This is a genomic window from Micrococcus sp. IITD107, assembly GCF_041927415.1.
Classification (GTDB): domain Bacteria; phylum Actinomycetota; class Actinomycetes; order Actinomycetales; family Micrococcaceae; genus Citricoccus; species Citricoccus terreus.
The window spans coordinates 49,223-75,141 of the sequence record NZ_JBHFFN010000005.1; the positions used below are offsets into that span (position 1 = coordinate 49,223).

The 25,919-nt window shown below is 67.0% G+C and carries 22 protein-coding genes; 9 read left to right on the forward strand and 13 right to left on the reverse strand.

Features of this window, described 5'->3' with window-relative positions; translation table 11 throughout:
- Positions 1-70 precede the first annotated feature (70 nt).
- Positions 71-508 (forward strand): DUF1801 domain-containing protein, encoded by a 438-nt coding sequence (locus ACEXHE_RS09835; RefSeq protein ID WP_374785677.1) that lies wholly within the window; start codon positions 71-73, stop codon positions 506-508.
- Between the two features lie 3 nt (positions 509-511).
- Here ACEXHE_RS09835 and rimK read toward each other — a convergent pair whose 3' ends face one another.
- On the reverse strand, positions 512-1,756 hold the full coding sequence (rimK, locus tag ACEXHE_RS09840; protein WP_374785678.1) for a 30S ribosomal protein S6--L-glutamate ligase: 1,245 nt from the start codon (positions 1,754-1,756) through the stop codon (positions 512-514).
- A 26-nt stretch (positions 1,757-1,782) separates the two neighbouring features.
- Here rimK and ACEXHE_RS09845 point away from each other — a divergent pair, with 26 nt between their 5' ends.
- Entirely contained in the window at positions 1,783-2,292 is a 510-nt protein-coding gene (locus tag ACEXHE_RS09845) for an ATP-dependent zinc protease (RefSeq protein WP_374785679.1), read from the forward strand.
- A 3-nt stretch (positions 2,293-2,295) separates the two neighbouring features.
- Positions 2,296-3,285 (forward strand): succinylglutamate desuccinylase/aspartoacylase family protein, encoded by a 990-nt coding sequence (locus ACEXHE_RS09850; RefSeq protein ID WP_091699021.1) that lies wholly within the window; start codon positions 2,296-2,298, stop codon positions 3,283-3,285.
- Between the two features lie 128 nt (positions 3,286-3,413).
- On the opposite strand, the gene rplI is transcribed toward ACEXHE_RS09850, so the two are convergent.
- The 6 genes from rplI to ACEXHE_RS09880 all read right to left on the reverse strand — a co-directional run bounded on the left by rplI (position 3,414) and on the right by ACEXHE_RS09880 (position 8,834).
- Positions 3,414-3,881 carry a 50S ribosomal protein L9 gene (gene rplI / locus ACEXHE_RS09855; RefSeq protein ID WP_091699024.1) on the reverse strand — a complete coding sequence of 156 codons (468 nt, stop codon included), beginning with the start codon at positions 3,879-3,881 and terminating at the stop codon, positions 3,414-3,416.
- Positions 3,882-3,909: 28 nt separating this feature from the next.
- On the reverse strand, positions 3,910-4,149 hold the full coding sequence (rpsR, locus tag ACEXHE_RS09860) for a 30S ribosomal protein S18 (RefSeq protein WP_091699027.1): 240 nt from the start codon (positions 4,147-4,149) through the stop codon (positions 3,910-3,912).
- Between the two features lie 188 nt (positions 4,150-4,337).
- Entirely contained in the window at positions 4,338-4,910 is a 573-nt protein-coding gene (locus ACEXHE_RS09865) for a single-stranded DNA-binding protein (protein WP_091699030.1), read from the reverse strand.
- A gap of 88 nt (positions 4,911-4,998) precedes the next feature.
- Positions 4,999-5,313 carry a 30S ribosomal protein S6 gene (gene rpsF / locus ACEXHE_RS09870; protein ID WP_091699033.1) on the reverse strand — a complete coding sequence of 105 codons (315 nt, stop codon included), beginning with the start codon at positions 5,311-5,313 and terminating at the stop codon, positions 4,999-5,001.
- A gap of 392 nt (positions 5,314-5,705) precedes the next feature.
- Positions 5,706-7,079 (reverse strand): M18 family aminopeptidase, encoded by a 1,374-nt coding sequence (locus ACEXHE_RS09875; protein ID WP_374785805.1) that lies wholly within the window; start codon positions 7,077-7,079, stop codon positions 5,706-5,708.
- Between the two features lie 105 nt (positions 7,080-7,184).
- Positions 7,185-8,834, reverse strand: coding sequence for a glycosyltransferase family 87 protein (locus ACEXHE_RS09880; protein WP_374785680.1), 1,650 nt, complete (start codon positions 8,832-8,834; stop codon positions 7,185-7,187).
- A 275-nt stretch (positions 8,835-9,109) separates the two neighbouring features.
- Here ACEXHE_RS09880 and ACEXHE_RS09885 point away from each other — a divergent pair, with 275 nt between their 5' ends.
- Entirely contained in the window at positions 9,110-10,210 is a 1,101-nt protein-coding gene (locus ACEXHE_RS09885) for an inositol-3-phosphate synthase (RefSeq protein WP_091699037.1), read from the forward strand.
- A gap of 137 nt (positions 10,211-10,347) precedes the next feature.
- Here ACEXHE_RS09885 and ACEXHE_RS09890 read toward each other — a convergent pair whose 3' ends face one another.
- The 3 genes from ACEXHE_RS09890 to ACEXHE_RS09900 all read right to left on the reverse strand — a co-directional run bounded on the left by ACEXHE_RS09890 (position 10,348) and on the right by ACEXHE_RS09900 (position 15,075).
- A complete protein-coding gene (locus ACEXHE_RS09890; protein ID WP_374785681.1) occupies positions 10,348-11,226 on the reverse strand; it encodes a hypothetical protein in 879 nt (292 codons plus the stop codon).
- A gap of 314 nt (positions 11,227-11,540) precedes the next feature.
- Positions 11,541-13,379 carry a formate--tetrahydrofolate ligase gene (locus ACEXHE_RS09895; RefSeq protein WP_374785682.1) on the reverse strand — a complete coding sequence of 613 codons (1,839 nt, stop codon included), beginning with the start codon at positions 13,377-13,379 and terminating at the stop codon, positions 11,541-11,543.
- A gap of 124 nt (positions 13,380-13,503) precedes the next feature.
- The gene (locus tag ACEXHE_RS09900; RefSeq protein WP_374785683.1) at positions 13,504-15,075 is read right to left on the reverse strand and encodes a CCA tRNA nucleotidyltransferase; all 1,572 of its coding nucleotides are present in this window, start codon (positions 15,073-15,075) and stop codon (positions 13,504-13,506) included.
- A 99-nt stretch (positions 15,076-15,174) separates the two neighbouring features.
- Between ACEXHE_RS09900 and ACEXHE_RS09905 the strand changes: the two genes are divergently transcribed.
- The 5 genes from ACEXHE_RS09905 to trxA all read left to right on the forward strand — a co-directional run bounded on the left by ACEXHE_RS09905 (position 15,175) and on the right by trxA (position 21,163).
- The gene (locus ACEXHE_RS09905; RefSeq protein WP_374785684.1) at positions 15,175-15,789 is read left to right on the forward strand and encodes an NUDIX hydrolase; all 615 of its coding nucleotides are present in this window, start codon (positions 15,175-15,177) and stop codon (positions 15,787-15,789) included.
- Entirely contained in the window at positions 15,786-17,561 is a 1,776-nt protein-coding gene (gene murJ, locus ACEXHE_RS09910; RefSeq protein ID WP_374785685.1) for a murein biosynthesis integral membrane protein MurJ, read from the forward strand. Before ACEXHE_RS09905 ends, murJ begins: the two co-directional genes overlap by 4 nt.
- 169 nt (positions 17,562-17,730) lie before the next feature.
- Entirely contained in the window at positions 17,731-19,632 is a 1,902-nt protein-coding gene (locus ACEXHE_RS09915; protein ID WP_374785686.1) for a hypothetical protein, read from the forward strand.
- 155 nt (positions 19,633-19,787) lie between these two features.
- Entirely contained in the window at positions 19,788-20,795 is a 1,008-nt protein-coding gene (gene trxB, locus ACEXHE_RS09920) for a thioredoxin-disulfide reductase (protein WP_374785687.1), read from the forward strand.
- Positions 20,796-20,839: 44 nt separating this feature from the next.
- Positions 20,840-21,163, forward strand: coding sequence for a thioredoxin (gene trxA, locus ACEXHE_RS09925; protein ID WP_091699053.1), 324 nt, complete (start codon positions 20,840-20,842; stop codon positions 21,161-21,163).
- Between the two features lie 77 nt (positions 21,164-21,240).
- Here the strand turns inward: trxA and ACEXHE_RS09930 are convergent, their stop codons facing one another.
- The 3 genes from ACEXHE_RS09930 to rsmG all read right to left on the reverse strand — a co-directional run bounded on the left by ACEXHE_RS09930 (position 21,241) and on the right by rsmG (position 25,886).
- Entirely contained in the window at positions 21,241-22,626 is a 1,386-nt protein-coding gene (locus ACEXHE_RS09930; protein WP_374785806.1) for a ParB/RepB/Spo0J family partition protein, read from the reverse strand.
- 1,548 nt (positions 22,627-24,174) lie between these two features.
- Positions 24,175-25,074: a ParA family protein gene (locus ACEXHE_RS09935; RefSeq protein ID WP_281247582.1), complete on the reverse strand. Its 900-nt coding sequence runs from the start codon at positions 25,072-25,074 to the stop codon at positions 24,175-24,177.
- A gap of 167 nt (positions 25,075-25,241) precedes the next feature.
- Complete coding sequence (gene rsmG, locus ACEXHE_RS09940) at positions 25,242-25,886, reverse strand: 16S rRNA (guanine(527)-N(7))-methyltransferase RsmG (RefSeq protein WP_374785807.1); 645 nt, start codon at positions 25,884-25,886, stop codon at positions 25,242-25,244.
- Between the last annotated feature and the right edge of the window lie 33 nt (positions 25,887-25,919).

Sequence of the window (25,919 nt, forward strand, 5' to 3'; positions counted from 1 at the left end):
ACCCGAGACCCCCTCACGAGACTTCAGAATCTCTGCTGGACAACCCCCGCCGGACAGCGAGAATGAATCCATGTCTGCGTCTGCGAGCTCCGCCAACAAGACCCAGCCCACTGCAGTCCCGGTGGAGGAGTTCGTCGCCGGCGTGGAGCACCCCGTGCGTCGATCCGACGCCGAGACGCTGCTGGAGATGTTCACGCGGGTCACGGGTGAGGAACCGGTGATGTGGGGACCGAGCATCATCGGATTCGGGCAGTACCACTACGTCTACGACTCGGGCCGAGAAGGCGACGCACCCGCCGTCGGGTTCTCCCCTCGCAAGGCCAACCTGACCCTCTACGTCCTCTCAGACCACCCCGACCAGGCCGACCTGCTGGCCCGCCTGGGCAAGCACCGCACCAGCGTGGCCTGCCTCTACATCAACAAGCTGTCCGACGTGGACCTGGGCGTGCTCGAAGAGCTCGTCCAGACCGCCTATCGGTACACCAAGGACCACCTGGACCAGGGCTGAGTCCTACTTCTCCTCCGGATTCTCTCCCGACGACGGCGCGGCACCTGAGTCCTCGGCCGGCAGTTCCACAATGGGCGTCTTGGGCAGCTTCCGCACGCGCTTGGGACGGCGGGAGCGTGCCGGGATCAGCGAGCGCATGTTCTCCAGGCGGCCGAAGCACAGCAGCCGGTCGCCGTCCTCCAGCACCTTGGACGCGGACGGGTTGGGCACCACCTTGGTGCCACGGTGCAGGGTGAGCACCTGGACATCCTTCTCCGGCAGCCCGGAGTCCTTCAGGGCCTTGCCCACCATCTCGGAGCCGGACATCACGGCGATCTCCGCCACCCCGTATCCGGTGGAGACAGCCAGTCGCTGGCGCACGTCGATGTCCGGGAACCCGGCCTGGTCGGCGATGAAGTCCACGATCGCCCCGGCCACGTCCAGCTTGGTGGCCGCCTCGATGCCCTCCAGACCCGGGGAGGAGTTGACCTCCATCACCAAGGGCCCATCGGCGCCTTCCAGCATGTCCACACCGGCCACCCGCAGACCCATGATGTGGGCCGCCCGCACGGCTACATCGGCGTACTCCGGGTCCAGGTCCACCTTCTCCACGGTCCCGCCACGGTGGACATTGGAGCGGAACTCGTCACCCTGGGCGGTGCGGCGCATGGCGGCCACCACCCGGTCGCCCACCACCAGGGCACGCACGTCCTTGCCCTTGGACTCCTTGACGAACTTCTGGATCAGCACCTGCTGATTGGTGCCGTGCAGGGTCTCGATGATCGCCTCGGCCACCTTCTTCGTGGGAGCCAGGATCACCCCGATCCCCTGGGTGCCCTCCAGCAGCTTGATGACCACGGGCGCACCGCCCACCATGTCGATCGCACTGGAGACCTCCGCCCGGTTGCGCACGAACACGGTGGCCGGCATCCCGATGCTGTGCCGGGAGAGGATCTGGGTGGCCCGCAGCTTGTCCCGGGAGTTCATGATCCCGTTGGCGGTGTTGGGCGTGTAGACGTCCATCTGCTCGAACTGGCGCACCACGGCAGTCCCGAAGTAGGTGACGGAGGCACCGATGCGCGGCAGCACGGCGTCGTAGGTGGACAGCGGCCGTCCGCGGAAGCGCAGGTCCGGCTCCTCCGTGGAGAGGTCGATCCCGAACCGCAGGGTGTCCAGCACCTTGACCTGGTGACCGCGGTCCAGGGCGGCAGTGCGAAGTCGCTGCGTGGAGTAGGCCCGTGGCGAACGGGAGAGGATGGCCAGCTTCATGGTCTCTTCCTGACAAGATGGGGGACGTGCCAGAGCAATATCACCACACTCCCGGGTCATCCCACACCCACCTGGCCTCCACCCACGTGGGGTGGAGGGAGTGGGTCGCCCTGCCCACGGCACCGGTGCCCTGGATCAAGGCCAAGGTGGACACCGGCGCCAAGACCTCCTCCCTGCACGCCTTCGACCTGCGGACCGTCGACCGCGACGGCCACGACTGGGTGCGGTTCACCATCCACCCCTGGCAGGCCACCCCGGAGGACGAGGTCACCCTCGAGCTGCCCGTGCATGACCGCCGCTCCATCCGCTCCTCCTCCGGTCATGAGGAGGACCGCATCGTCGTGCAGATGCCGATCTCCCTGGTCGGACGGGAAATCCTGGCCGAGATCACCCTGACCGACCGGGACGAGATGGGCTTCCGCATGCTCATCGGACGCGAGGCCCTGGCCCAGGGGTTCCTCGTGGACCCTGCCGCCTCCTACCTCGGTGGCCGCCCGCCGCGGGAGGTCCGCCGCCGCAACTGGGGCAGAGGCTGAGGGATGGAGACTCGAGAAGGTGCCGGACGTCGTCGGGCCCGTCCCTCCTTCGCCCTGGGACCGGTCAAGGTCCGTGCCGGGTCCCGCAAGGAGGTCTCCCTGCCGATCTCCCGGCTGGTGACCGGGGCCGAGGTCTCCCTGCCCGTCCACGTGCTGCACGGCCGTGAGGAGGGTCCCACCGTGTGGGTGTCCGCGGCCATCCACGGCGATGAGGTCGTGGGGATCGAGGTGGTCCGACGGGTGATGGGCCTGCTGGACCCGAAGCAGATCCGCGGGACGCTGATCGCCGTGCCGATCGTGAACGTGATCGGCGTGATGACCGGGGACCGGTACCTGCCAGACCGGCGGGACCTGAACCGCAGCTTCCCAGGCTCGGCACGCGGGCCGCTGGCCGGACGGATCGCCCACCTGCTGATGACCGAGGTGGTCTCCCGGTGTGATGTGGGGATCGACCTGCACACCGCCGCCGACCGCCGCACCAACCTGCCCCAGATCCGGTGCGACCTGGAGGACCCGCAGACCCGGTTCCTGGCCGAGGCCTTCGCAGCCCCCGTGCTCAACCACGCCAGGCTGCGGGACGGCTCCCTGCGCTGGGCCGCCCGCGAGGCCGGTGCCCGTGTGCTGCTCTACGAGGGCGGGGAGGCCTGGCGGTTCGACGAGTGGGCCATCCAGCCCGGGGTGGAGGGCGTCCTGCGGGTGCTGGCCGCGCTGGAGATGATCCCCGCCGAGCAGGCACCGTCTCCACCGGAGCAGCCCAGTGCCGTCTGCTGGACCTCAGGCTGGGTCAGGGCGCGCCGGGACGGCCTGCTGCAGCTGGATGTGCCTCTGGGTCAGACGGTGGCCGTGGGCGACCGACTGGGCGCCCTCTACGACTCCTTCGGCCGCCGGCAGGCCACCGTGAAGGCCGACCGGCCGGGAATCGTGATCGGCCGGGCCGAGGCACCCCTGGTCCACCGCGGTGACGCACTCGTCCACATCGCCCAGGACGGCTGAGCACAGGGCACCTGGGCCCACACGCTCTGCCGCCTCGGGCACACCCCCAGACACAGCACAGGGGCGGGGACCGTGATGGTCCCCGCCCCTGTGGGTGAAGCGTTCGAGCTGATCAGATCAGCGCAAGGTCACTTCTTCTTCTTGGTCTTCTCCGGCACGACCTGCAGGTCGACCACAGACACGACGTCCTCGTGCAGACGCACGTGGGCCTGGTAGCTGCCCACGGACTTGATGTTCTGCGGCAGGGTCACGGTGCGCTTGTCGATGCTGCCCAGGCCGGCGGCCTCCACAGCGTCGGCGACGTCAGCAGCCTTGATGGCGCCGAACAGGCGACCACCTTCACCGGCGGTCACCTCCAGCTTCACCGGGGTGGATTGCAGCTTGGCGGACAGTGCCTGAGCCTCTTCCAGGGACTTCACGGCGCGGGTCTCGCGGGCGGCCCGGATGGACTCCACCTGCTTCTCCCCTCCCTTGGTCCACAGGGTGGCGTAGCCACGGGGCAGCAGGTAGTTGCGGGCGTAGCCGTTCTTGACGTCAACGACGTCGCCAGCCGAGCCCAGACCGGTCACTTCCTGGGTCAGGATGAGCTTTGCCATCTGTATCTTCCTTCCTCGACTCGCTCGATCAGCCGCGGCCAGCGCCGGCGTAGGGCAGCAGGGCCACTTCGCGGGCGTTCTTGATGGCCTGGGCGATCTTGCGCTGCTCCTGCACGGTCACGCCGGTGACGCGACGGGCACGGATCTTGCCGCGGTCCGAGATGAACTTGCGCAGCAGTGCAACGTCCTTGTAGTCGATGACGGTGATGTCAGCGGCCTTCAGCGGGTTGGACTTTGGTTTGGGCTTGCGGATTTCAGCCTTCGCCATCGTGGTGCTCCTTCGTGATTCGGGAGCCCGCAGAACGGTTCTGCGGGATGGGATCGCAGTCGGTCACCGTCCGGTGCCGTCTGCTGGGGGTGTCATACGGGAAACGGTTCCCGACGACGTCCGGCCGGTGGGTGCCTCCAGGGCACCTTCGGCCGTGTGTTCAGTTCAGAACGGGATGCAGTGCTGGATCAGAACGGAGGCTCGTTGCTGCCCGGGGTGTCCCAGGACCCCGCTGACGGCGAGCCGCCCCACGGGTCGTTCGAGCCTGCGCCGCCACCCCAGTCGTTGCCGGAGTTGCCTCCGCCACCCTGGGAGTAGCCTCCCTGACCACCCTGGCCGCCGCCGAAGCCGCCGCCCTGCTGGCCACCGCCGAAGCCGCCGCCTCCACCGCCGGAGCGGTTGGACTTGGTGACCTTGGCCGTGGCGTAACGGAGCGAGGGGCCGATCTCGTCGACGTCCAGCTCGTACGAGGTGCGCTTCTCACCCTCACGGGTCTCGTAGCTGCGGGCCTTGAGCCGACCCTGGGCCACCACGCGGGTGCCCTTGGTCAGCGTCTCGGCCACGTTCTCGGCTGCCTCGCGCCAGATCGAGGCACGCAGGAACAGGGTCTCCCCGTCCTTCCACTCGTTCGACTGACGGTCGAACGTGCGAGGGGTCGAGGCGATGGTGAAGTTGGCCACCGCAGATCCGGACGGCGTGAACCGCAGCTCCGGGTCGTTGGTGAGGTTTCCGACCACTGTGATGACGGTCTCTCCAGCCATGGGTGCCTCCTGTGCTCCGTGCTGTGTCTCTGGTGTGCTTCAGCTGGTCAGCGTCAGCGGGTGTGGCAGGTGTTCAGGGAGTGGACGATCACTCAGCTGCGGCAGCGGAGATCTTCTGCTCTTCCGGGCGGATGATCTTGGTGCGCAGGATGGTCTCGTTCAGCGAGAGCTGACGATCCAGCTCCTTGGAGGTCTCCGGGGTGGAGGTGAAGTTGACGACCACGTAGATGGCCTCTGCCTTCTTCTGGATCTCGTAGGCCAGGCGACGCCGGCCCCAGATGTCCACGTTCTCCACGGAGCCGCCGTCCTTGGTGACGACCTCCAGGTACTTCTTCACGGTCGGTTCAACGGTGCGCTCATCCACGTCGGGATCAATCAGCACCATCAGTTCATATGCACGCATGCGAACCCACCTCCTTCGGACTAATGGTCACGGTCTCTCCGTGACAGGAGGTTCTGTGCAGTGGTCCTGCGCCATGCTCCCGGAGGAGACCGTCAGGTGACGGCACGCAGAAAACCTCACCCATCCTACCCGAGCCGCCCCATCGGACGGAACGTGCCTGTGGACACAGAGCTCATCCTCGACCGGCTCATGGCCACGCATGCGCCCAGAGAGGCCAGGAAGCCCAGGGAGGCCAGTCCCGACCTGGTCCCTGATGCATCCCTTGCCGTGATCAGCCGGTGAGTTGCACGTCTTGTCCAGAATCCGCCCGCAGAGGGACAGATCCTGCATCAGGGAACGGATCCTCGACGACAAGTGCGACCCAGATCCACGGTGCGGCAACCCCGGCCCCGTCACACCCCGGCGAAGAAGGAGCGCACGGCGCCGGTGAGGTGCTCCAGGTCCTCCACACCGCACATCTCGCGTGCCGAGTGCATGGAGAGCAGCCCGATGCCCACGTCCACGGTCCGGATGCCCAGCCGGGTGGCGGAGATCGGCCCGATCGTGGAGCCGCACGGCATGGCGTTGTTGGAGACGAACTCCTGGAACGGCACTCCGGCGTCCGCGCACCAGCGGGCGAAGGCGGCCATGCCCGGGGCGTCGGTGGAGTACCGCTGGTTGGCGTTGATCTTCAGCAGCGGTCCGGCGTTCACGCGCGGGTGGTTCACCGGGTCGTGCCGCTCGGCGTAGTTGGGGTGCACCAGGTGGCCGGCATCGGCCGAGAGCAGCCAGGATCCGTTGAAGGACCGGGCCACCCCCTGACCACTCACACCCAGGGCGTCCAGCACGCGCCGCAGCACGTCCTCCAGCACGGGCCCGGCTGCACCCGAACGGGAGGCCGAACCCAGCTCCTCATGGTCGAACGCGGCCAGCACCGGGATCACCGGGGCACCGGCAGCCTCACCGGCCACACCCTGCGCCACGCGCGGCCCCTCACCCTGACCGGCCTGCTCCATGGCCACCAGCCCGGCGTGCACGGAGGAGAGGTTGTCCAGCCGTCCGGAGGCGAAGAACTCACCGGAGGCCCCGAACAGTGCCGGGCGCTGGGAGTCGGCCATGACCACATCCACGCCGCGGACCTGCTCGGCGTCCACACCGGCCAGCCCGGCGAGGACCGCCAGGATGTCCCGCGGGCCGGTGCCCTCCGTCTCGACCCCGCCGACGCCGCCCTCGGTCAGCGCACCCCAGATCGGCAGCATGTGCTTCTGCCGGTCCAGGGTCAGTCCGGAGTTCACCTCACGGTCCAGGTGGATGGCCAGCTGCGGGATGCGCGCCATGGGACCGGTGGCCACCAGGTGCTCGGTCCCGTCCTGGGTGACCAGGCGTCCGACGAAGCGCAGCTCGCGGTCCAGCCACGAGTTCAGCAGCGGCCCGCCGTAGATCTCCACGCCGGCCTGCAGCCAGCCGTCCCTCGCCGAGGTCGGGTGGGGCTTGAGCTTGAAGGTGGGCGAATCGGTATGGGCGCCCAGGATGCGGAACACCGGGGCCGTTCCCGACGACGGCCCCTCACCTTCCGCCGCACCCTCCGGGATGCGCCAGGCCAGCACGGCGCCGTCCCGCACGATCACGTATCCACCCGGGGCGGAGGGGAAGTCCTCACGCTCGTCCAGGCGGGTGTAGCCCGCGGCCTCGAGCCGCCGAGCGGCCTCCGCGGCGGCGTGGTAGCTGGAGGGGCTGGCCATCACGAAGTCGGCCAGGTCCGCCAGATGGGGGCGGTCCTCGAGCATGGCAGCAGAGCCCGAGCCAGAGCCCGAACCGGAAGAAGCCGTGGAGTGTGCGGTGGAGTCAGCGGCGCGATCGGCAGTGGTCATGGTCACTACCGTACGGCGGGCTCAGCCCCCAGACGAGTCGTAACGGCGCCCCGGTGCAGCTGGGGCCACCGGTTCCGGACTGTCAGCCGACCCGGCACCCACCGCCAGCCAGGGGGCTCGGTCTGCGGCGCCGTCGTAGTGTCCGCCGGTGGGGTCATCCAAGGCGACCCGGTCCACCTCAGCCGGATCCACGCCCACGCCCGCCAGCCGCCGGGCAGCCACCTCCCGCCGCTCTGGAGCCTCCAGTCCGCGCAGCCTCCAGACCTGCCCGCCGGGCAGGGAGGCGCGCACGGGGTCATGCGCGGGCTGCAGCATCTGCTCCACCACCCGCAACATCAGGTAGGCGGTGGCGAGCATGTGGGCCAGGACTGCGAGCACATAGACGGTGTCGTCCATGGAGTGCTGGGACATGGACCCGGAGGCGCCTTTGGCCAGGTACATCCAGATCGCCCAGAAGTGCAGGACCTCGAAGAACTGCCAGATCAGGAAGTCCCGCCAGCGGGGGACGGCGAGCGCGGCCAGCGGGATCAGCCAGACCACGAACTGCGGGGAGTAGACCTTGTTGGTGAGCACGAACGCGGCCACGATCAGGAACGTCAGCTGGGCCACCCGGGGCCGGTCCCGGCAGAGCACGCCCAGGACGAAGATGGCGCAGCAGCACAGGAAGAACGCGCCGTAGGCGAGCAGGGAGAGGCGTCCGTCCGGGATCTGGGGTCCGCCGATCTGGCCCATGGTCACGTTCCAGGCGTGCCAGACACTGGACAGTCCGGGACCGCGTTCGCCGGAGAAGGTGAAGAAGACCTTCCACGCCTCGACGTTCCCCACCATCAGGGGGATGTTGACTGCCAGCCATGCACCGGCCGTGCCCGCGAGCGCCCACAGGAACGGGGCGAAACGCAGGGTCCGCACCGCCAGGATCAGCAGCGCACCGAGGATCAGGAGCGGATAGAGCTTCACGGCCGCACCCAGGCCGAACAGGATGCCGGCCAGCAGGGGTCGGCGCCCGGCGAAGAGCCACATGCCCACTGCCAGCAGGGCCACGGCCCAGAGGTCCCAGTTGATGGAGCCGGCCAGGATGATGCCCGGGGCCACGGCCACCATGGCCGCGTCCCAGATCCGGCGCCCGGCGGTGCGAGCGGTGACCATCACGGTGATGATCCACAGCACCGCGGTGAACAGGAAGTTCACGTCCCAGTAGGCCAGGGAGGGGTTGAGGTCGTGCCCGGGCAGGCTCTGGGCCACCACCGCGGCCAGCGAGGCGACCACGGACATCAGCACCGGGTACTCGAAGCTGGCCCCCGCGGCGAACGGCGCGAAGGCGTTCTCGGCGAAGCCGCGTGCGGAGTAGAGGGCGGCCCAGTCCGAATAGCAGCCGGCGTAGTAGACGTTCGGTGCCCCCCAGCCGCCCATCCGGCACGGGGACTTCAGCAGCACCGCGACCACGGCAGAGAGGGTGGTGAGCAGGATCAGGATCCGCATCGGGGTCCAGAATCCCCCGCCGACCCGGCCCGGCACCGTGTGGCGGCCCATCGGCCCGCCCAGCCCCTCACTGAGGCGGCGCACCAGCCCGTCCGTGCGGGACGGGAGGGACACGGGAAGGGGGGCGCCGCCGTCGGGATGTCTCTCAGGGGTCCCCTCAGGGCGCACCGCGCTGGGTGACGGCTGGCTCATGGCTCCAGCCTAGGGGCTGGGACCCTGACCGGTCCCGACGACGGCCGGCGACGCCGGAGGTCGCGTCACCTCCTCAACGCGCGGGAATAGCAGGGCAGACCACCGGGTTGGACATCAGTACGGTCCTCATGCGTCATCCGGCGTAAAGTGGATCGGGTTGTGCCGAGTCCGGCGCAACGCCCTCTTCATGTCTCCGCCGTGTCGGCGGTGTTCGAGCGCGCCAGGGGGGCGTCTGCCGGCCAGCGCGACCGCGCGATGCGCAACTGCAGCTGATCATGAACCAAGGAGTATCGGTGTCCCAGAAGATTCGAGTGGCCATTGCGGGCGTAGGCAACTGCGCGACCTCCCTCATCCAGGGTGTGGAGTACTACCGCAACGCCTCCCCGGAGGACACCGTCCCGGGCCTGATGCACGTGCAGTTCGGCGACTACCACGTCTCCGACCTGGAGTTCGTGGCCGGGTTCGATGTGGACGCCAAGAAGGTCGGACTGGACCTGGCTGACGCGATCCTCGCCTCGGAGAACAACACCATCAAGATCGCCGACGTCCCGCAGACCGGTGTGAAGGTGCTGCGCGGCCCCACCCTGGACGGCCTGGGCAAGTACTACCGCGAGACCATCGAGGAGTCCGACGCCGAGCCCGTGGATGTGGTGCAGGCCCTGAAGGACGCCCAGGTGGACGTGCTGGTCTCCTACCTGCCGGTCGGTTCGGAGGAGGCGGACAAGTTCTACGCACAGGCCGCCATCGACGCCAAGGTCGCCTTCGTCAACGCCCTGCCGGTGTTCATCGCCGGGACCAAGGAGTGGGCGGACAAGTTCACCGAGGCCGGCGTGCCGATCGTCGGGGATGACATCAAGTCCCAGATCGGCGCCACCATCACCCACCGCGTGATGGCCAAGCTGTTCGAGGACCGCGGCGTGACCCTGGACCGCACGTACCAGCTGAACGTCGGCGGCAACATGGACTTCAAGAACATGCTCGAGCGCGAGCGCCTGGAGTCCAAGAAGATCTCCAAGACCCAGGCCGTCACCTCCAACACCTCGGCCGAACTCGGTGAGAAGGACGTGCACATCGGGCCCTCGGACTACGTGGCCTGGCTGGACGACCGTAAGTGGGCCTTCGTGCGCCTGGAGGGCCGCAACTTCGGCGATGCCCCCGTCTCCCTGGAGTACAAGCTCGAGGTCTGGGACTCCCCGAACTCAGCCGGCGTGATCATCGACGCCGTGCGCGCCGCCAAGATCGCCCTGGACCGCGGCGTCGGCGGCCCGATCCTCTCGGCCTCCTCCTACTTCATGAAGTCCCCGCCGGTGCAGCACCACGACGACGACGCCCACGAACTCGTCGAGGCCTTCATCCGCGGCGACATCGAGCGCTGAGGCTCCAGCTTCAACAGCAGCAGGACCTAGTAGTTCCCGACGACGGCCGGTGACGATTCGCGTGAATCGTCACCGGCTGTCTCGTTTGGTGCGCAGACGAGAGAAGACCAGGACCCCTGCGGGGATCCGGGTCTTCGTCATGCCGTGGGGCTCAGTGCCTCACACATGGTGAGACGGCCCAGGCCAGCGCCCTGGGGGCCGGACATCGAGGAGCTGCTGCCGTAGGTCACCGTCACGGAGCTGACCGGCTGAGAGAACCGAGTCTGAAGATTTCCCCCCACCTGGTTCCGGCTGGTGTTGGTGAGGGACGTGGGGAAATACCACGGAGCGGCAAGGGTCCCGGAGCCAGCGACGTTGGCCAATGTTGATGTTCCGTTGTACGGGCTGGTCAGGGCGGTCTTGGTGGGCGTGATGGATCCACTGGTGCTGGTCCCGGAGACAGACCACTCTTCCTGGTAAGAGACCGTGGGATCGAAGGTCAGGCCGGGGAACGTGCGCTGGGTCGAGAAGTCATCCAGGGGGACCTGGAGATCGTTGACATACACGGGCTTGGTCAGAGCTGCGTCACTGAAGAACTTGATGGTGACCGTCGTGGCACCGGAGCCGGACTTCTGGTTCAGGATCAGGTCGTTGTACCCACCTGTGGTCGCGATGCCGTAGTCACTCACGGTGATCCGTCCCCACGACTGACCCACCTCTCCGAACGCACGCTTCCCGATTCTCAGCTGATAGTTCGCAGTGCTGTTGGAACTGGTGCTGTAGGCGCCGGCAGACCCCGTGTACGTCACCTGCGCGTAGACCGTCTGGGTGCCGGTGATGGTGTAGACCGTGCCGTTGGTCAACTTGGTGGAGGTGGCGGTGCCCCAGTCCAGGTAGGCGGTGCGGCAGCTGCTCGGTGACGCAGCGAAGGCAGGCGCGGCAGCAGCCGTCATGATGACGGGAACTGACCAGGCGGCACCTTTGACGATGGTGCGGCGGGACGGGGACGACGACGTCGGGAAAGATCGGGAAGACAAGAGACGGTCCTTGCCGTATGGGGGTGCACACGATGGGATGTGGTGGCCGTGCGCGGGGGGAGGCACACGTGTCCGGGCGAGATCTGCACAGAACCCCTCCGACAGAACCCGAACGGCACCATCCTAAAATGTAGGAAACCCGACCACGAACGGTTCAGAGTGAGTTAATCGAGCTTGTAATAGTGCAATCCTCGAGCAATCGTGTCCAGACAGACCCGAATCGGCGTGTTGACGCGGATGTCGAGCCCCTCGACAGCCGAATGAGCATCGGCCCACGTCACACGGTGTTCATCGCATCGTGACCGTCCAGTCACTCAGAACAGCCCGGTGACCGTTCCGTCCACTCCGACGTCCATCTGATCGGCGGCCGGGCTGGCCGGTAGGCCGGGCATGGTCATCACGTTGCCGGTGAGCACCACCACGAACCCAGCGCCCGTCCGGGCCACCACTTCGCGCACGGTCACCGTGAACCCCTGAGGTGCGCCCAGCACCGACGGGTCGTCCGAGAAGGAGTACGGGGTCTTCGCCATGCAGACCGGCAATCGGTCCAGTCCGGCGGCCTCCAGTTCGGCCAGCTGTCGGCGAGCCAGCGGGGCGTACTCCACCCGAGCGCCCCGGTAGATCTGCTCCACGATCGTCTCGATCTTGTGCGCCACCGGCAGGTCAGCGGGGTACAGGGGCGCCCACCCGGGCACCTCGTGGGGATCCTCCGTGGTCAGCAGGGCGGCTGCATCAGCCATCCGGGCCTCAGCCTCCGCGCGCACCGCCTCGGCCTGCTCCACCACCTCGACCACCCGCCGGGCCAGCTCCACCGCACCCTTGCCGCCCTGCGCCCACACATCCGCCACAGCCACGGGAATCTCGTGATGCTCGCACCACCCGCGCAGCCACGCCAGCTCGGCATCCGTGTCCTGACCGAAGCGGTTCACCGCCACCACCACAGGAACCCCGAACCGCCGCATGTTCTCCACATGACGCTGCAGGTTCACCACGCCCGCTTCGAGTGCCTGCAGGTGCCGTTCCGCGGCCCCAGTATCTCCGGCGGCCACCTCGGCATCAGCCCCGGCCTGCACCTCAGCCAGAGTCATCCCGCCCTGCAGCTTCAGTGCCCGCACGGTCGCCACCACCACGGACACCGCGGGTTCGAACCCGCCGGCCGGGGCGGTGATGTCCATGAACTTCTCCCCACCCAGGTCAGCTCCGAATCCAGCCTCGGTCACCACCCAGTCCGCCAGCTGCTGTGCCGTGCGGGTGGCCATCACGGAGTTGCAGCCGTGGGCGATGTTGGCGAACGGCCCGCCGTGCACCAGCGCCGCCGATCCGCCCAGCGTCTGCACCAGGTTCGGGTTCAGCGCGTCCTTGAGCAGCACCGCCATGGCACCCTGCGCCCCGTTCGGACCGATCTGTCCTGCGGACACCGGTTCACCACCGAACGTTTGTCCCACGGTGATCCGTCCCAGCCGTTCCTTCAGGTCGGTCAGGTCCCGCGCCAGGCAGAACACCGCCATGGTCTCGGTGGCCACGGTGATCTCGAAGCCGTTCTCCCGCGGCACGCCCTGGGCCTTCCCGCCGAGTCCGATCACCGTGTGCCGCAGCGAGCGGTCGTTCACATCCAGAGCCCGCTTGACGGTGATGGTCCGCGGATCGATCCCCAGCTCGTTCCCCTGATGGATGTGGTTGTCGATCAGCGCGCACAGCAGATTGTGCGCCGAGGTGATCGCATGGAAGTCCCCGGTGAAGTGCAGGTTGATCTGCTCCATGGGCGCCACCTGGGCATACCCGCCGCCGGTCGCCCCACCCTTCTTGCCGAACACCGGGCCGAGCGAAGGCTCACGCAACGCCGCCATCGTGACCGACCCGGCCACCTGCTCAGGTGCGTCCTCGCGCCCGGCCAGCACATTCATCCCGTCCACCAGGCCCACGGTGACGGTCGTCTTGCCCTCACCGGCCGGCGTCGGGCTGATCCCGGTGACCAGCACCACCCGGCCGTTCCGCCCCGCCTGCTGCGGCAGCGCGCGCACCTCCACCTTGGCCATGCTGCGTCCATACGGGATGAGCGCCTCGTCCGGGATTCCGGCATCCTTCCCGACGACGGCGATCGGCTTCAGCGTGGCGGCGGCGGAGATCTCGGCATCAGTGAGCGCAGGAGTCATGCCCCGATCCTGCCACCTGACCACCCCTACGCAACTGCAGGTCAGTTATCACCGGCATACCCCGATCTGACGGGTCGTGCCGGTGATAACTGACCTGCAGATGAAGAGAGCTCGGGGTCAGGCCCTACTCGGCAGAGCTCTCGGGCTGTTCAGCCCACCAGCGCAGCAGCTCGGCGCGGGCCACGTCCTCCTCATGCGGGCCCTCGTCCAGCCGCCATTCCAGCAGGTGCTTGTACGCGCGGCCGACCACGGGACCCGGGCGGATGCCCAGGATCTCCATCACCTGAGTGCCGTCCAGGTCCGGACGGACCGCGTTGAGCTCCTCCTGCTCGGCGATCTCCACGATCCGCCGCTCCAGGTCGTCGTAGGCGTGGGCCAGCCGTTCGGCCTTGCGGCGGTTGCGGGTGGTCACATCCGAACGGGTCAGCGCGTGCAGCCGCGGCAGCAGGTCCCCGGCGTCGTTGACGTACCGGCGCACGGCCGAGTCCGTCCACCCGGCGTCCCCATACCCGTAGAACCGCATGTGCAGCTCCACCAGCCGGGCCACGGCCTTGATGGTGTCCTTGTCGAACCGCAGTGCACGCATCCGCTGCCGCGTCAGCTTGGCGCCCACGGCGTCATGGTGGCGGAAGGAGACGGCGCCGCTGGGCTCGAAGCGGCGCGTGGCGGGCTTGCCCACATCGTGCATGAGCGCGGCGAAGCGCAGGATGAAGTCCGGACGGGGCACATAGGCGCCGGCCCGCGGCTGGGGTGCGGGGCCGTCGTCGGGCCCTGCCTCTGCCTCTGCCTCTGACCGCTCGTATTCATGGCCCATGGCCTGCTCCAGCACCATCAGAGAGTGCTCGTACACGTCCTTGTGGCGGTGGTGCTCGTCCGTCTCCAGCTTCAGGGCCGGCAGCTCGGGCAGCACGTGCTCGGCCAGGCCGGTGTCCACCAGCAGGGTCAGACCGGCGCGGGGATCGGTGCCGTTGATCAGCTTGACCAGCTCATCGCGCACCCGCTCGGCGGAGATGATGGTGATGCGCTCGGACATGGCCGTCATGGCGTTGACCACTGACTCGTCCACGCCCACACCCAGCTGCGAGGCGAACCGGGCGGCACGCATCATGCGCAGCGGATCGTCCGAGAAGGAGTCCTCCGGAGTGCCGGGGGTGCGCAGCCGCCCGGCGGCCAGGTCCTTCACCCCGCCGAATGGATCCACCAGCTCCATCCCGGGCAGCCGCAGGGCCATGGCGTTGACCGTGAAGTCCCGGCGCAGCAGATCGTCCTCGAGGGAGTCGCCGAACGCCACCTGCGGCTTGCGAGACTCCGGGTCATATTTCTCCGCACGGTAGGTGGTGACCTCCAGCTGCCAGCCGCCTTTCGAGAAGCCGATCGTCCCGAACTTCTTCCCGATGTCCCAGTGGCCCTCCGCCCAGCGCTTCCCGATCCGCAGCGTGGTGTCCGGGTCGGCGTCCGTGGTGAAGTCCAGATCCGGGGAGATCCGCCCCAGGAACAGGTCGCGCACCGGTCCGCCCACCAGGGAGAGCTCATGTCCGGCGGCGGCGAAGAGCTCGCCCAGCTCCAGGACCACGGCAGGCAGCCGTGCACCGGACGGGAAGCCTGCGGGCAGGGCGACGGTGGACGAGGGGCCACCCACACCGTGAGAGATCTGGGCGGCGCTGTCCAAGGGGTCAGACGGGGAGGGGTTGCTCATGGTGTAACCAGAGTGCCAGATCCGGACCCCTCCGTGTGTGGCACGCGCGCCCAGGCCGTTCCCCAGGAACTCTGAAGGCAGACCGCTAGAGTGGAACGCATGTCCAGGCCCGTTCCCAGCGCTCCCAAGCGCACGCCACTCACCGCCGCGGTGGGTCGTCGTGTGCCGCGTCGGCCTGACCAGAACGGCCCGAACGGCGGCTCAGGTGACCAGGGGTACGGCCAGCACAGCTCTCTTCCCACGGTGGAGGAGGTCTCGGCCGGAGGCCTGGTGATCCGCCGCCAGAACAGCCGTCTGGAGGTCGCCATCATCGCCCGGTACAACCGCGGCGGACGGCTGGAGTGGTGCCTGCCCAAGGGCCATCCGGAGGGTGAGGAGAACCACGAGGAAGCGGCCGTGCGCGAGGTGGAGGAGGAGACCGGCATCGCCGGGGAGATCCTGGCCCCGCTGGGCTCCATCGACTACTGGTTCACCGTGACCAGCCATCGCGTGCACAAGACCGTGCATCACTTCCTGCTCCAGGCCACCGGCGGCGAACTCACCACGGAGAACGATCCTGACCACGAGGCCGTGGACGTCGCCTGGGTCGAGCTGGATCGCCTCAACGCCAAGCTCTCCTTCCCCAACGAGCGCCGGATCGTGGACCTGGCCCGCCAGGTCCTGCCGGACCACCTGGAGGCCTTTCCCGACGACGGCCAGGGCACCTCGCGGTGACCGCCACCTCCTCCACGGGTCGGCAGGACGGATCCGGAGCAGCTGAACGCGCCACCGAACAGTACGATCCCGGGAACCACTCCGCGAAGGCCACCGCCAAGGCCAGCGCGATCATGGCCGCCGGCACACTCATCTCCCGGGTGCTTGGATTCGTGCGCAATGCCCTGCTGGCCGTGGCCATCGGCTCCACCGCTCTCGTGGCGGACATCTTCGAGTCGGCCAACACCATCCCGAACATCATCTACATGCTGCTGGCCGGCGGCGTGTTCAACGTGGTGCTGGTCCCGCAGCTGATCAAGGCCGCGAAGGCACCGGACCGAGGTGCGGACTACACCTCACGGCTGGTCACCCTGACCGCCCTGGTGATGCTGGGGTTCACCGTGGTCATCACCCTGTGCGCCGCACCGCTGATGAGCGCGCTGACCAAGGACTGGACACCCGGCATGCTCGCCCTGGGCACCGCGTTCGCCCTGTGGACACTGCCGCAGATCCTGTTCTACGGGCTGTACGCCGTGATCGGCCAGGTGCTCAACGCCCACGGACGCTTCGGCGCCTACATGTGGGCCCCGGTGGTGAACAACATCGTGGCGATCGCCGTGATCGCCACCTACCTGGTCATGTTCGGCCGGTACGCCTCCGGGCAGGACCAGCTCACCGAGTGGTCCACCCAGCAGACCGTGATCCTGGCCGGCGGGCACACCCTCGGGGTGGTCCTGCAGGCGTTGGTGCTGTTCTGGCCGCTCAAGCGTCTGGGCCTGGGGCTGCGCCCGAAGTTCGGCTGGAAGGGCATGGGGCTGCGCTCCACGGGGCGGCTGGCGGGGTACACCCTGATCACCATGGTGGTCGGCAATGCGGTGAACCTGGCCCTGAACCGGCTCGTCACGGGGGCCACGGCGGCCCGGTCCGCCGGTGAGACTCCCGGACCTGAGGCGTCCACCGCCATGGCAGAGGCGGCCATCCCCGGCCTGTACGCCCTGAACACCGCCCAGCTGATCACCGTGCTGCCGCACTCGGTGTTCGTCCTCTCGGTGGCCACGGTGCTGTTCAACCAGCTGGCCCGGGCCATGGACAACGGGGACCTGGACTCCGCCCGGCGCACCACCAGCCAGGGGCTGCGCACGTTTGCCGTGCCCATGATGTTCGCGCTGGTGGTCGTCCTGGTCCTGGCCGGTCCCATGGGCCGGATCTTCGCCAGCTCGGCCTCCACCGCCACCGCCTCGGGCGTGGCCATCGGCCAACTGCTGGTCCTGCTGGCCCTGGGCATGCCCTTCCGGTCCGCCCACATCTATCTGACCCGGGTGTTCTACGCCGCGGAGAACGCCCGGATGCCCATGATCATCCAGGTCCTGATCGCCGGCATCAGCCTGATCCTGGCCTACGTGGCCTCCCTGATGCTGCCGAACTGGTCTCTGGCCTACCTGATGGTCAGCATCTTCACCGTCTTCCACGTGGTCCAGTTCGCCATCACGCACACCCTGGTGGTGCGTCACTTCGGGGACTACGGCTTCGGTCAGGTGGTGGACACCTACGTCCGCACCGGCCTGGTGGCCCTCGTCTCAGGGGTGGCCGGCGGGGCTGTGCTGTGGCTGATGGGCGGATTCTCCAACGGATTCGCGTGGACCTCCATCCTCACCGCCGTGGTGACCTGCGCCGTCGTCGGGCTGGTCATGCTGGTGGTGTACCTGGTCATCCTGCGGCTGATCCGGCTGCCGGAGCTGATGTCCTTCCTGGGGCCGCTCCTGCGGCGCGTGCCAGCACTGTCTGGCCGCTGAGGCCCTCGTCGCCGCAGATTTCTGCGGTGCCCCTCAGGCGTGTCGGCGGTTCACCGGCCACCTCACGGTCCCTGCGCCGTAGCATGGACCCGACCGTACTCCCGGGTCAGCCGCCCTGTGCCTGCACCAGCGCATGGGCCCAGCCCGGGCCACCCACTGGAGGAGCATCGTGCCGCAGCCCATTGAAGAGGGGACCGTACTCGGAGGCCGCTACCGGGTCACTGGACATGTGGTCACCTCAGCGGATCAGGACATGGTCCTGGAGGGCCGCGACCAGGTCCTGAATCGCGATGTCACCATCCTCGTGGCCTCTGCCCAGCACGCTGCTCAGGTGGCCACCTCGGCCCGCGAACTGGCCACGGGGGAACGGACCGGGGAGATCCAGGTCCTGGACCTGGGCCTGAGCGACGGCCGCACCTACCTGATCGCCAGCGGGGACTCGCCCACCCAGGAGATGCTCGATCTCGGTCAGGCCCAGCAGGTCTATGTGGAGCCCTTCTACACGGACACCCTGGGCTCTGAGCTCTTCGGGGAGTCCCGGACCTATGAACCGCAGGTCTACGAGGACGACGACGACTACTACTCGGACCTGGACGCTCCGGTCGCGCAGGAGGAGACATCCCAGCGTCGTCCCAAGTTCCTCAACCGCATCTCCGAGCAGCTCAACCGTCGGCTCGGCACCGCTGACGACGCGGCCGGGGCCGGCGCCGCCGGAGCGGGGACAGCGGCTGCTGCCGCCTCCACGTCCTCTCCCGACGACGGCTCGGTCACCGGAGAGCACCCGCTCGCCTCGGGTGCCACGCAGCGGCGCTACGACGAGGAGTTCCCACTGCCGGAGCAGGTCGAGGATGACTTCGACGCTGCCGCCGAGGACGAGCACGCCCAGCAGACCGAGCCGGACACGCCGGACCAGGACGCCGAGCTGCCCCGCCAGAAGGACCACTCGGACAAGGTGACCGTGTGGGAGGACGAACCGGAGGCCGCACCCGAGTCCGCCGAGGACGGTGGTCTGGCCGCTGAGCCGGACCGGCAGGCCGAGGACGACTCCTTCGACGATTCGGTGATCGACCCTGCGCCGGAGGCGCCAGCCGTCCACGGTGCACCTGAGGTCAGCTCAGACCCGGATCCGGACGAGGACCAGACCACGGACCGTGCCCAGCGCCCCACGGAGGACGGTGTCGGGCTCGCTGCCGGTGGGACCGCGCTGGCCGCAGGGGCCGCTGCCGCGGGAGCCGGGTCTTCGCGTGCGTCCTGGGGCGACTTCCTGCGTGGGGGCTCCTCCTCGGAACGTTCTGCCGAGCAGGATGCCCAGACGGTGGAGGACTCCGGCCCCGAGCACAGCGGGGAGCAGCCTGACCGGCCCGTCGCCCCGGTTCAGGACACGGATGAGGACTACCAGTACGCCGATGACGAGGACCGGGATCGGCCCGGCGCCGCACGGTGGCTGATGGCCGGCATCCTGGCTCTGCTGCTGGTGCTGGCAGGGATCATCGCCTTCAACCTCCTGGGCAACAACCTCTCGCCCACCGCGGGGCCCACCGACCAGCCGACTCAGGGCGAGGAGTCGCCCAGCCCCACCTCATCCGAGGAGGCACCGACCTCCGATCTGCCCGCCCCGGCCATCGCCGGTGTGAGCCGATTCGTTCCGGACTCGCCGACCCTCAGCGCGGACACCGACTCCACGCTGCCCAACGCCATCGACGGCAACCCGGCCACGGCCTGGCAGACCTACTCCTTCGCTCAGCCGACCTTCGGCGGGTACGCCACCTCCATGGCGCTCGTGGTCGAGCTGGAGGAGCCCAGCGCCGTGAATGAGCTGGCGATCACCCAGAACAGCGGTTCGGGCGGGTCCTTCTCGGTCCTGGTGGGGCCGAGCGAAGACATCTCCGAGGCCACACAGATCGCCGAGGGCTCCTTCACCGGACCGCAGATCAGCATCCCGATCACCCAGGACGGCGGTCCTGCTGAGGGACAGTACGTCTTCATCAACTTCACGGAGCTGCCGCGTCTGGCCAACGGCACGGGGACCCTGCCGTATGGACTGCGTGTGGCTGAGGTCCAGGTCAACTGATCTCCACGTCGTCCATCCAGCCGGCAGGTCATGCAGGATTCGCCCTGCCGATTCAGTGGTGGAATACAACCCGACGGCGGGCTGTTCCCTCCCAGTGAGAGCACTGCGCGAGGCCAGTTCGCCCTCGCCGTGTCCCCGACCCCGAAGGAACTGCTGTGACCGAGGCTTCTCCCGCCACCCCTGATGTCCACGACGTCGTCATCATCGGCTCCGGCCCGGCCGGTTACACGGCCGCCATCTACACGGCCCGGGCCAACCTGAGCCCCATCGTCTTCGCCGGCTCAGTGACGGCCGGCGGTGAGCTGATGAACACCACGGACGTGGAGAACTTCCCGGGCTTCCCCGAAGGGATCATGGGCCCCGAACTGATGGGGAACCTGGAGCAGCAGGCCAGCCGCTTCGGTGCCGATGTGCGCTACGAGGACGTCACCGAGGTGGACCTGGAGGCGCAGCCCAAGCGCATCGTGCTCGGCGACGGCACCGTGCACCACGCGCGAGCAGTCATTCTGGCCACGGGATCCGCCTACCGCGAACTGGGCGTGGACGGGGAGAAGCGGTTCTCCGGGCACGGAGTCAGCTGGTGCGCCACCTGCGACGGCTTCTTCTTCAAGGACCAGAACATCGCCGTCGTCGGCGGCGGTGACTCCGCCATGGAGGAGGCCCTGTTCCTGACCAAGTTCGCCGACCGGGTCACGGTCATCCACCGCCGAGACTCGTTGCGTGCCTCCAAGATCATGGCCGACCGCGCGCTGGAGCACCCCAAGATCACCTTCCGATGGAACTCTGCTGTGATCTCCCTGGACGGGGAGGACAAGCTCAAGACCGTCCACCTGAAGGATCTGGTCACCGGCGAGGAGTCCTCGTTGGAGGTCACCGGCCTGTTCGTCGCCATCGGCAACGACCCGCGCACCGACCTGGTCAAGGACCAGGTCGAGCTCACCGATGAGGGAACCATCCGCATCGAGCACCCGAGCTCCCGCACGTCCATCCCCGGTGTCTTCGCCGCCGGTGATGTCACCGACTCCACCTACCGTCAGGCCATCACGGCGGCTGGCTCCGGCTGCATCGCCGCCCAGGATGTGGAGCACTACCTGGCTGATCTCCAGGACGCCGAATCTGCGGGCGTCGTCCCGGATCCGGCCCAGGAGACCGTCGCCCACTGACCACGCCACACCGGCATCAGCACCCCATCTCCACAGGAGGAACCATGAGCACCATCAACGTCACCGATCAGGACTTCCAGGAGAAGGTCCTGAACTCGGACAAGCCCGTCCTGGTCGATTTCTGGGCCGAGTGGTGCGGCCCCTGCCGCATGCTGGGACCTGTCCTGGAGAAGATGTCCGAGGAGCACGCCGAGAAGATCACCGTGGCCAAGCTGAATGTGGATGACAATCCTCAGACCGCCTCCACCTACGGCATCACCAGCATCCCCGCCGTCCTGGTGTTCCAGGGCGGAGAGAAGGTCGCCACCTCCATCGGCGCGAAGCCACAGCAGGCCCTGGAGTCCGAATTCGCCCAGTACCTGGCCTGATCATCTGATCCAGACCAGGATCTCCACAGCAGAAGGGACCGCTCTCCGGAGCGGTCCCTTCTCTGCGTGGTCTGAGGTCAGTCCTGGCTGTCTCGGCTCGAGGGCTGGATCAGCCCCATGATCCTGTGCAGATCCTCCACCGAGGCGAAGTCGATGGCGATCTTGCCCTTCCGTGCACCGAGCGTGATCTTGACCGTGGTGTCCAATTCGTCCGTCAAGGAGTTCGCCCAGTAGTCCAGACGCTCATGCCGCTGAGTGGACCGAGCACGCTGAGGGGTCTTCGGCTGACGGAGGCCACTCTCCATCGCCACCATCTCCTCCGTGGCACGGACCGAGAGCCCTTCAGACACGATCTTCTGGGCCAGACGTTCCATCTCTGCCGGGTCGGTCAGGGACAGCAGTGCCCGAGCGTGCCCCGCAGACAGGACTCCAGACGCAACCCTGCGCTGGACCAAGGGGGGCAGCTTCATCAGGCGCAGAGTGTTGGAGATCTGCGGCCGAGAACGACCGATGCGGGCAGAGAGCTCATCCTGCGTGCAGTCGAAATCCTCCAACAGCTGTTGGTAGGCGGCTGCCTCTTCCAGGGGATTGAGCTGGCTGCGGTGAAGGTTCTCCAGGAGCGCATCTCGCAACAGATCCTCATCCGAGGTGTGCCGGATGATCGCCGGAATCTCCTGAAGGCCGGCCTTCTGGGAGGCCCGCCAACGGCGCTCGCCCATGACCAGTTCGTAAGGGTTATCTCCTGGGACAGGTCTGACGACGACAGGCTGAAGTACGCCGACCTCCCTGATGGAGGCGACCAGCTCATCCATGTCGTCCTCGTCGAAGACCTCGCGTGGCTGTCGCGGATTCGGATGAATGTCGCCGACCGGGAGAGAGCGGAGCTCCGAACCATCCGGTAGAACCCCGCCCTGACCCGATCCATCAGTGTCTCTGCTCGTTGACGACGTCGCGTCCTCGTCAACATCAACCTTTTCAGGGTTCCTGTTCGTCTTGCGGCCCCCGGAGAGCAGGGCGTCCGCGGCCGCAGAGGTCCTGTTCCGGGGGATGCTGATGTCGGGAACTGATCGCCGTCCTCTGGACTTGGTCCCTTCGGCAGCTGTGGTCCGTTGCTGTCCACTTCGGGAATCGCCATCAACCCGCTCCGGGAAGAACACGTCCACCGGCCGTCTCGTTTCACGTGGAACATTCGTTGCTCCCGACTGGCCCTGCTTCAAGTATCGCGAAGCGACCTCATGCACCTCCGCTTGAGTGGACCCCTCAGGCGCTCCTGGATGCTCGTCTACTGCCTCGACCTGCTCCTCAACGTGCTCGGGCGTCGGGTCAGCAGGAGAGGTCTCCGGAGTATGCTTCGTGCCGCCGGCGTCACTCGTGTCAGCGTCCTCGAGAGGCGGGGTCGCTTCCTCTGTGTTCTGGATGAGGGCACTGAGGCCACGCCCCAAGCCACGACGATTCTTCTTCACGGACACAGATGCTCCTCTTTCGATCAACGACTGTTCCAGTCTACGTCTGTTTCACGTGAAACTGCACCCATTGAAACGGAGTGACAGTGTTATTCGGTTGAGGAAAGGAACTAGCACTGATCACTTCTGGACTTCGTCGACGACGTAGTATCCGTGATTGTTCTTCCTCGCAGCAGGCAGGCAGTCTGGGCTCGAAACAGCTGACCTTGTCGGTCTCCATCCCTCATCCAGCACCTTGGATGCTGTCAGAGCATTCGTACTCATGGTGAGAATGTTTCACGTGGAACGGGTGGGAGCTGGACCGGCGACGGAGAGGCGACTGACAACTGAGTCAACACTCCACTGCTTCCTGCGCACAGTTCGTCGACCGTTCTCCGCAACGCCCAGAGGCTCTGAACGAACTCATCTGCTGCCCCTACGCACACATCGCCATATTCGGCGGTTTCACGTGAAGCACGCTCACGTCACTCCGAACTCCTGTCAGGCGGTCGACAGATCTCCTCCTCCACTATCAGGCGCGCATTCGGAGGTGAGGGGACATCCCTGATGCAGTGCGCCAGAACAATGGCGTCGTGTGGCGGACGCGAGCACCGTTTCACGTGAAACTGAACGAGACATGGAGTGTCAAGGGATGTACTTCAGCACTAGCGGGTGGCTCCTCATGTTGGAGAGCTGTTCGAACACGAGGCATCACGCGCAATCAGTGTCATGCGTAAGGTGACGACCAGGGTCATGGCAATGTACGACGTTGTGAAGCTTTGGCCTGACCGTTTCACGTGAAACCCTATCGTCAGTCCTCGTGAGAGACAGCAGGACCCTAGAGTACCGTGTGCCCCTGGCCTCACAAGGTCGTCAAGGCTGCCCTCTCCAACCATCCGCTCGTTCGAATGGGCTGATCACCCCAGATGCCTTCCCCCATCGCCGGGCAAGCACGGACTACGCTGCCGATGTGAGAACCGCCTGAAGCCGGCAGTGCTGTGGTCGTCTGTTTCACGTGAAACGGAGCACCAATCCATACGTTGGTCTCAGACCCATAGGCCCTGAAGAACCCTTGACAAGGACACTGCGGTATCGCGTTTCACGTGAAACCCTGCGCCATAACTCGACGAGATCAGACCGCGGGCGGCCGTTCCACGTGAAACCGAGAGATCGGCGGAACTCCGGATGAGGTGACATCCATCGGCAGACCGTTGCTGTACAACCACAGTCTCCGGAGAACGCCTACCGGCAGGCAACAGGGAGGTGCTTCGCCCAGTGGAAAGCCGCCTGCCCGGAGAGGAACCTGGCCACGTGGATGACAAGACCGCGATCCGCCACCCACCGAGCCGCCCCCACCCCGTAGCCGACGAGGACTTCACAGCTGCCCTGCCGACATACGGGCATGCCGTCACTGCGGACGTGCGACGCGCTCACCAAGATCCAGCGTTGTGGAATCGGCCACGAGACCCGACGAGGTCTGCAACGGCTCCAGGGTCGATCCATTCAGCACAGCGCCTGAATGATGGAGACACCCAGAATCCGTTGATCTGAGCCCGCGGAAGGCCCGGATCAACGACCGGCCGCGGCGCCCTTCTCGGCAATCTCAGCAGCGGCTTCGCGGTAGGAGAGAGCGCCTGCCGACTGAGGATCATAGGTCAGCACGGTCTGCTGGAAACTGGGGGCCTCGGAGATACGGATGTTCCGGGGGATGACAGCTGAGAGGACCTGGTCGGGGAAGTGCTCCCGGACCTCGTCGGCGACCTGAGATGCCAGGTTGGTACGCCCGTCGTACATCGTCAACAGAATGGTTGACACCTCAAGTGAAGAGTTGAGGTGCTTCTGGATCATGGTGATGTTCTTGAGCAGCTGAGACAGACCCTCGAGGGCGTAGTACTCAGTCTGAATGGGAATCAGGACCTCACCGGCGGCAACGAACGCGTTCACCGTCAGCAACCCCAGACTCGGGGGACAGTCGATGAAGACATAGTCGATCCGCGGCATCCCCTGCTTCTCGCGGTGAGCGAAGTACTCCTTCAACGCCCTGGACAGCCGCTGCTCACGAGCCACCAAGGACACCAGCTCGATCTCCGCCCCGGCCAGATCGATGGTGGCCGGTGCCACCACCAGCCCCTCCACATCAGGGCAGTCCTGCACGACCTCCGCCAGGGGGAGCTCATCGATCAACACGTCGTAGATGCTGTCCACCTCAGAGCTGTGCGGGATGGCCAGAGCAGTGGAGGCGTTGCCCTGAGGGTCGATGTCCACCACCAGCACGTTCATCCCAGCACGGGCGAGCGCTGCGGAGAGGTTCACCGTGGTCGTGGTCTTGCCGACACCACCCTTCTGATTCGACACCGTGATGATGCGGGTCGATGAAGGATGGGGAAGCCTCTTGCCGCGCAGCTTCTCGCGTCGACGATTCTCCTGAGCCAGCTCACGAGCCAGCGGGGTGCTGGCGTTCACCGACACTCCACCGAACTCACCGGTCTCAGCCGTCGGCGTGGTGCCCGAGTCATGCTCCACAGGACAGATCCTCCCTATGTCGGATCACCACCAGCAGTCTGCTGGTGGTGTTCGGCAGCCTCTTCAGACTACTGGGTCAGTCAGCTGTATCAGTGCGGCGGTCAGCGGTGCGCTCAGCGACGACGGATGGGCGCGCGCACGACCGTGGTCGGCTCATCCAACAGGTCTTCACCGACGATCTCGACCGTCGGCGTGGTCATCCGGAACTTCTTCAGGACCTTGGCTGCCGCAGTGATCTCCTCAGCGGCCGAGCGGCCCTTGATGGCGATCAGCTCACCCTCACCCTTGACCAGGGGCACTGTCAGGGGGATCAGCGTCTTCAACGCGGAGACAGCGCGGGCCGTCACCACATCGACATCCAGGTTCTCAGAGACCTGCTCGGACCGGCCACGGATCACGTCCACCTTGTCCAGCTCCAGGTCCTCCACCACCATGTCCAGCCACGCGACCCGTCGCTCGAGCGGTTCGATGAGGATGAAGGTGCAGTCAGGACGGGCCAAGGCCAGAGCGAGACCGGGCAGCCCTGCCCCGGAGCCGACGTCGGCCACAAGAGCTCCCTCCGGCAGCAGATCTCCGACCACGGCACAGTTGAGCACGTGCCGTTCCCAGAGACGCGGGACCTCGCGGGGACCCAACAGCCCCCACTCGATGCCGGTGGTGGCCAGATGCTCCACGAACCGCTCAGCCAGCGGCAGACGATCACCGAAGATCGTCTCAGCTGCCTTCCGCGTCTCTCCGGTCAGCGCAGGAATCTCCACCGGGCGTGCGCTGTCCACCGAGGGGATCCCCTC

Excerpts from the sequence above, each read along its gene's own strand:
- ACEXHE_RS09835 (WP_374785677.1), top strand. The coding sequence starts at position 71 with ATGTCTGCGTCTGCGAGCTCCGCCAACAAGACCCAGCCCACTGCAGTC.
- rimK (WP_374785678.1), bottom strand. The coding sequence starts at position 1,756 with ATGAAGCTGGCCATCCTCTCCCGTTCGCCACGGGCCTACTCCACGCAG.
- ACEXHE_RS09850 (WP_091699021.1), top strand. The coding sequence starts at position 2,296 with ATGGAGACTCGAGAAGGTGCCGGACGTCGTCGGGCCCGTCCCTCCTTC.
- rplI (WP_091699024.1), bottom strand. The coding sequence starts at position 3,881 with ATGGCAAAGCTCATCCTGACCCAGGAAGTGACCGGTCTGGGCTCGGCT.
- rpsR (WP_091699027.1), bottom strand. The coding sequence starts at position 4,149 with ATGGCGAAGGCTGAAATCCGCAAGCCCAAACCAAAGTCCAACCCGCTG.
- ACEXHE_RS09865 (WP_091699030.1), bottom strand. The coding sequence starts at position 4,910 with ATGGCTGGAGAGACCGTCATCACAGTGGTCGGAAACCTCACCAACGAC.
- rpsF (WP_091699033.1), bottom strand. The coding sequence starts at position 5,313 with ATGCGTGCATATGAACTGATGGTGCTGATTGATCCCGACGTGGATGAG.
- ACEXHE_RS09875 (WP_374785805.1), bottom strand. The coding sequence starts at position 7,079 with ATGCTCGAGGACCGCCCCCATCTGGCGGACCTGGCCGACTTCGTGATG.
- ACEXHE_RS09880 (WP_374785680.1), bottom strand. The coding sequence starts at position 8,834 with ATGAGCCAGCCGTCACCCAGCGCGGTGCGCCCTGAGGGGACCCCTGAG.
- ACEXHE_RS09885 (WP_091699037.1), top strand. The coding sequence starts at position 9,110 with ATGAACCAAGGAGTATCGGTGTCCCAGAAGATTCGAGTGGCCATTGCG.
- ACEXHE_RS09895 (WP_374785682.1), bottom strand. The coding sequence starts at position 13,379 with ATGACTCCTGCGCTCACTGATGCCGAGATCTCCGCCGCCGCCACGCTG.
- ACEXHE_RS09900 (WP_374785683.1), bottom strand. The coding sequence starts at position 15,075 with ATGAGCAACCCCTCCCCGTCTGACCCCTTGGACAGCGCCGCCCAGATC.
- ACEXHE_RS09905 (WP_374785684.1), top strand. The coding sequence starts at position 15,175 with ATGTCCAGGCCCGTTCCCAGCGCTCCCAAGCGCACGCCACTCACCGCC.
- trxA (WP_091699053.1), top strand. The coding sequence starts at position 20,840 with ATGAGCACCATCAACGTCACCGATCAGGACTTCCAGGAGAAGGTCCTG.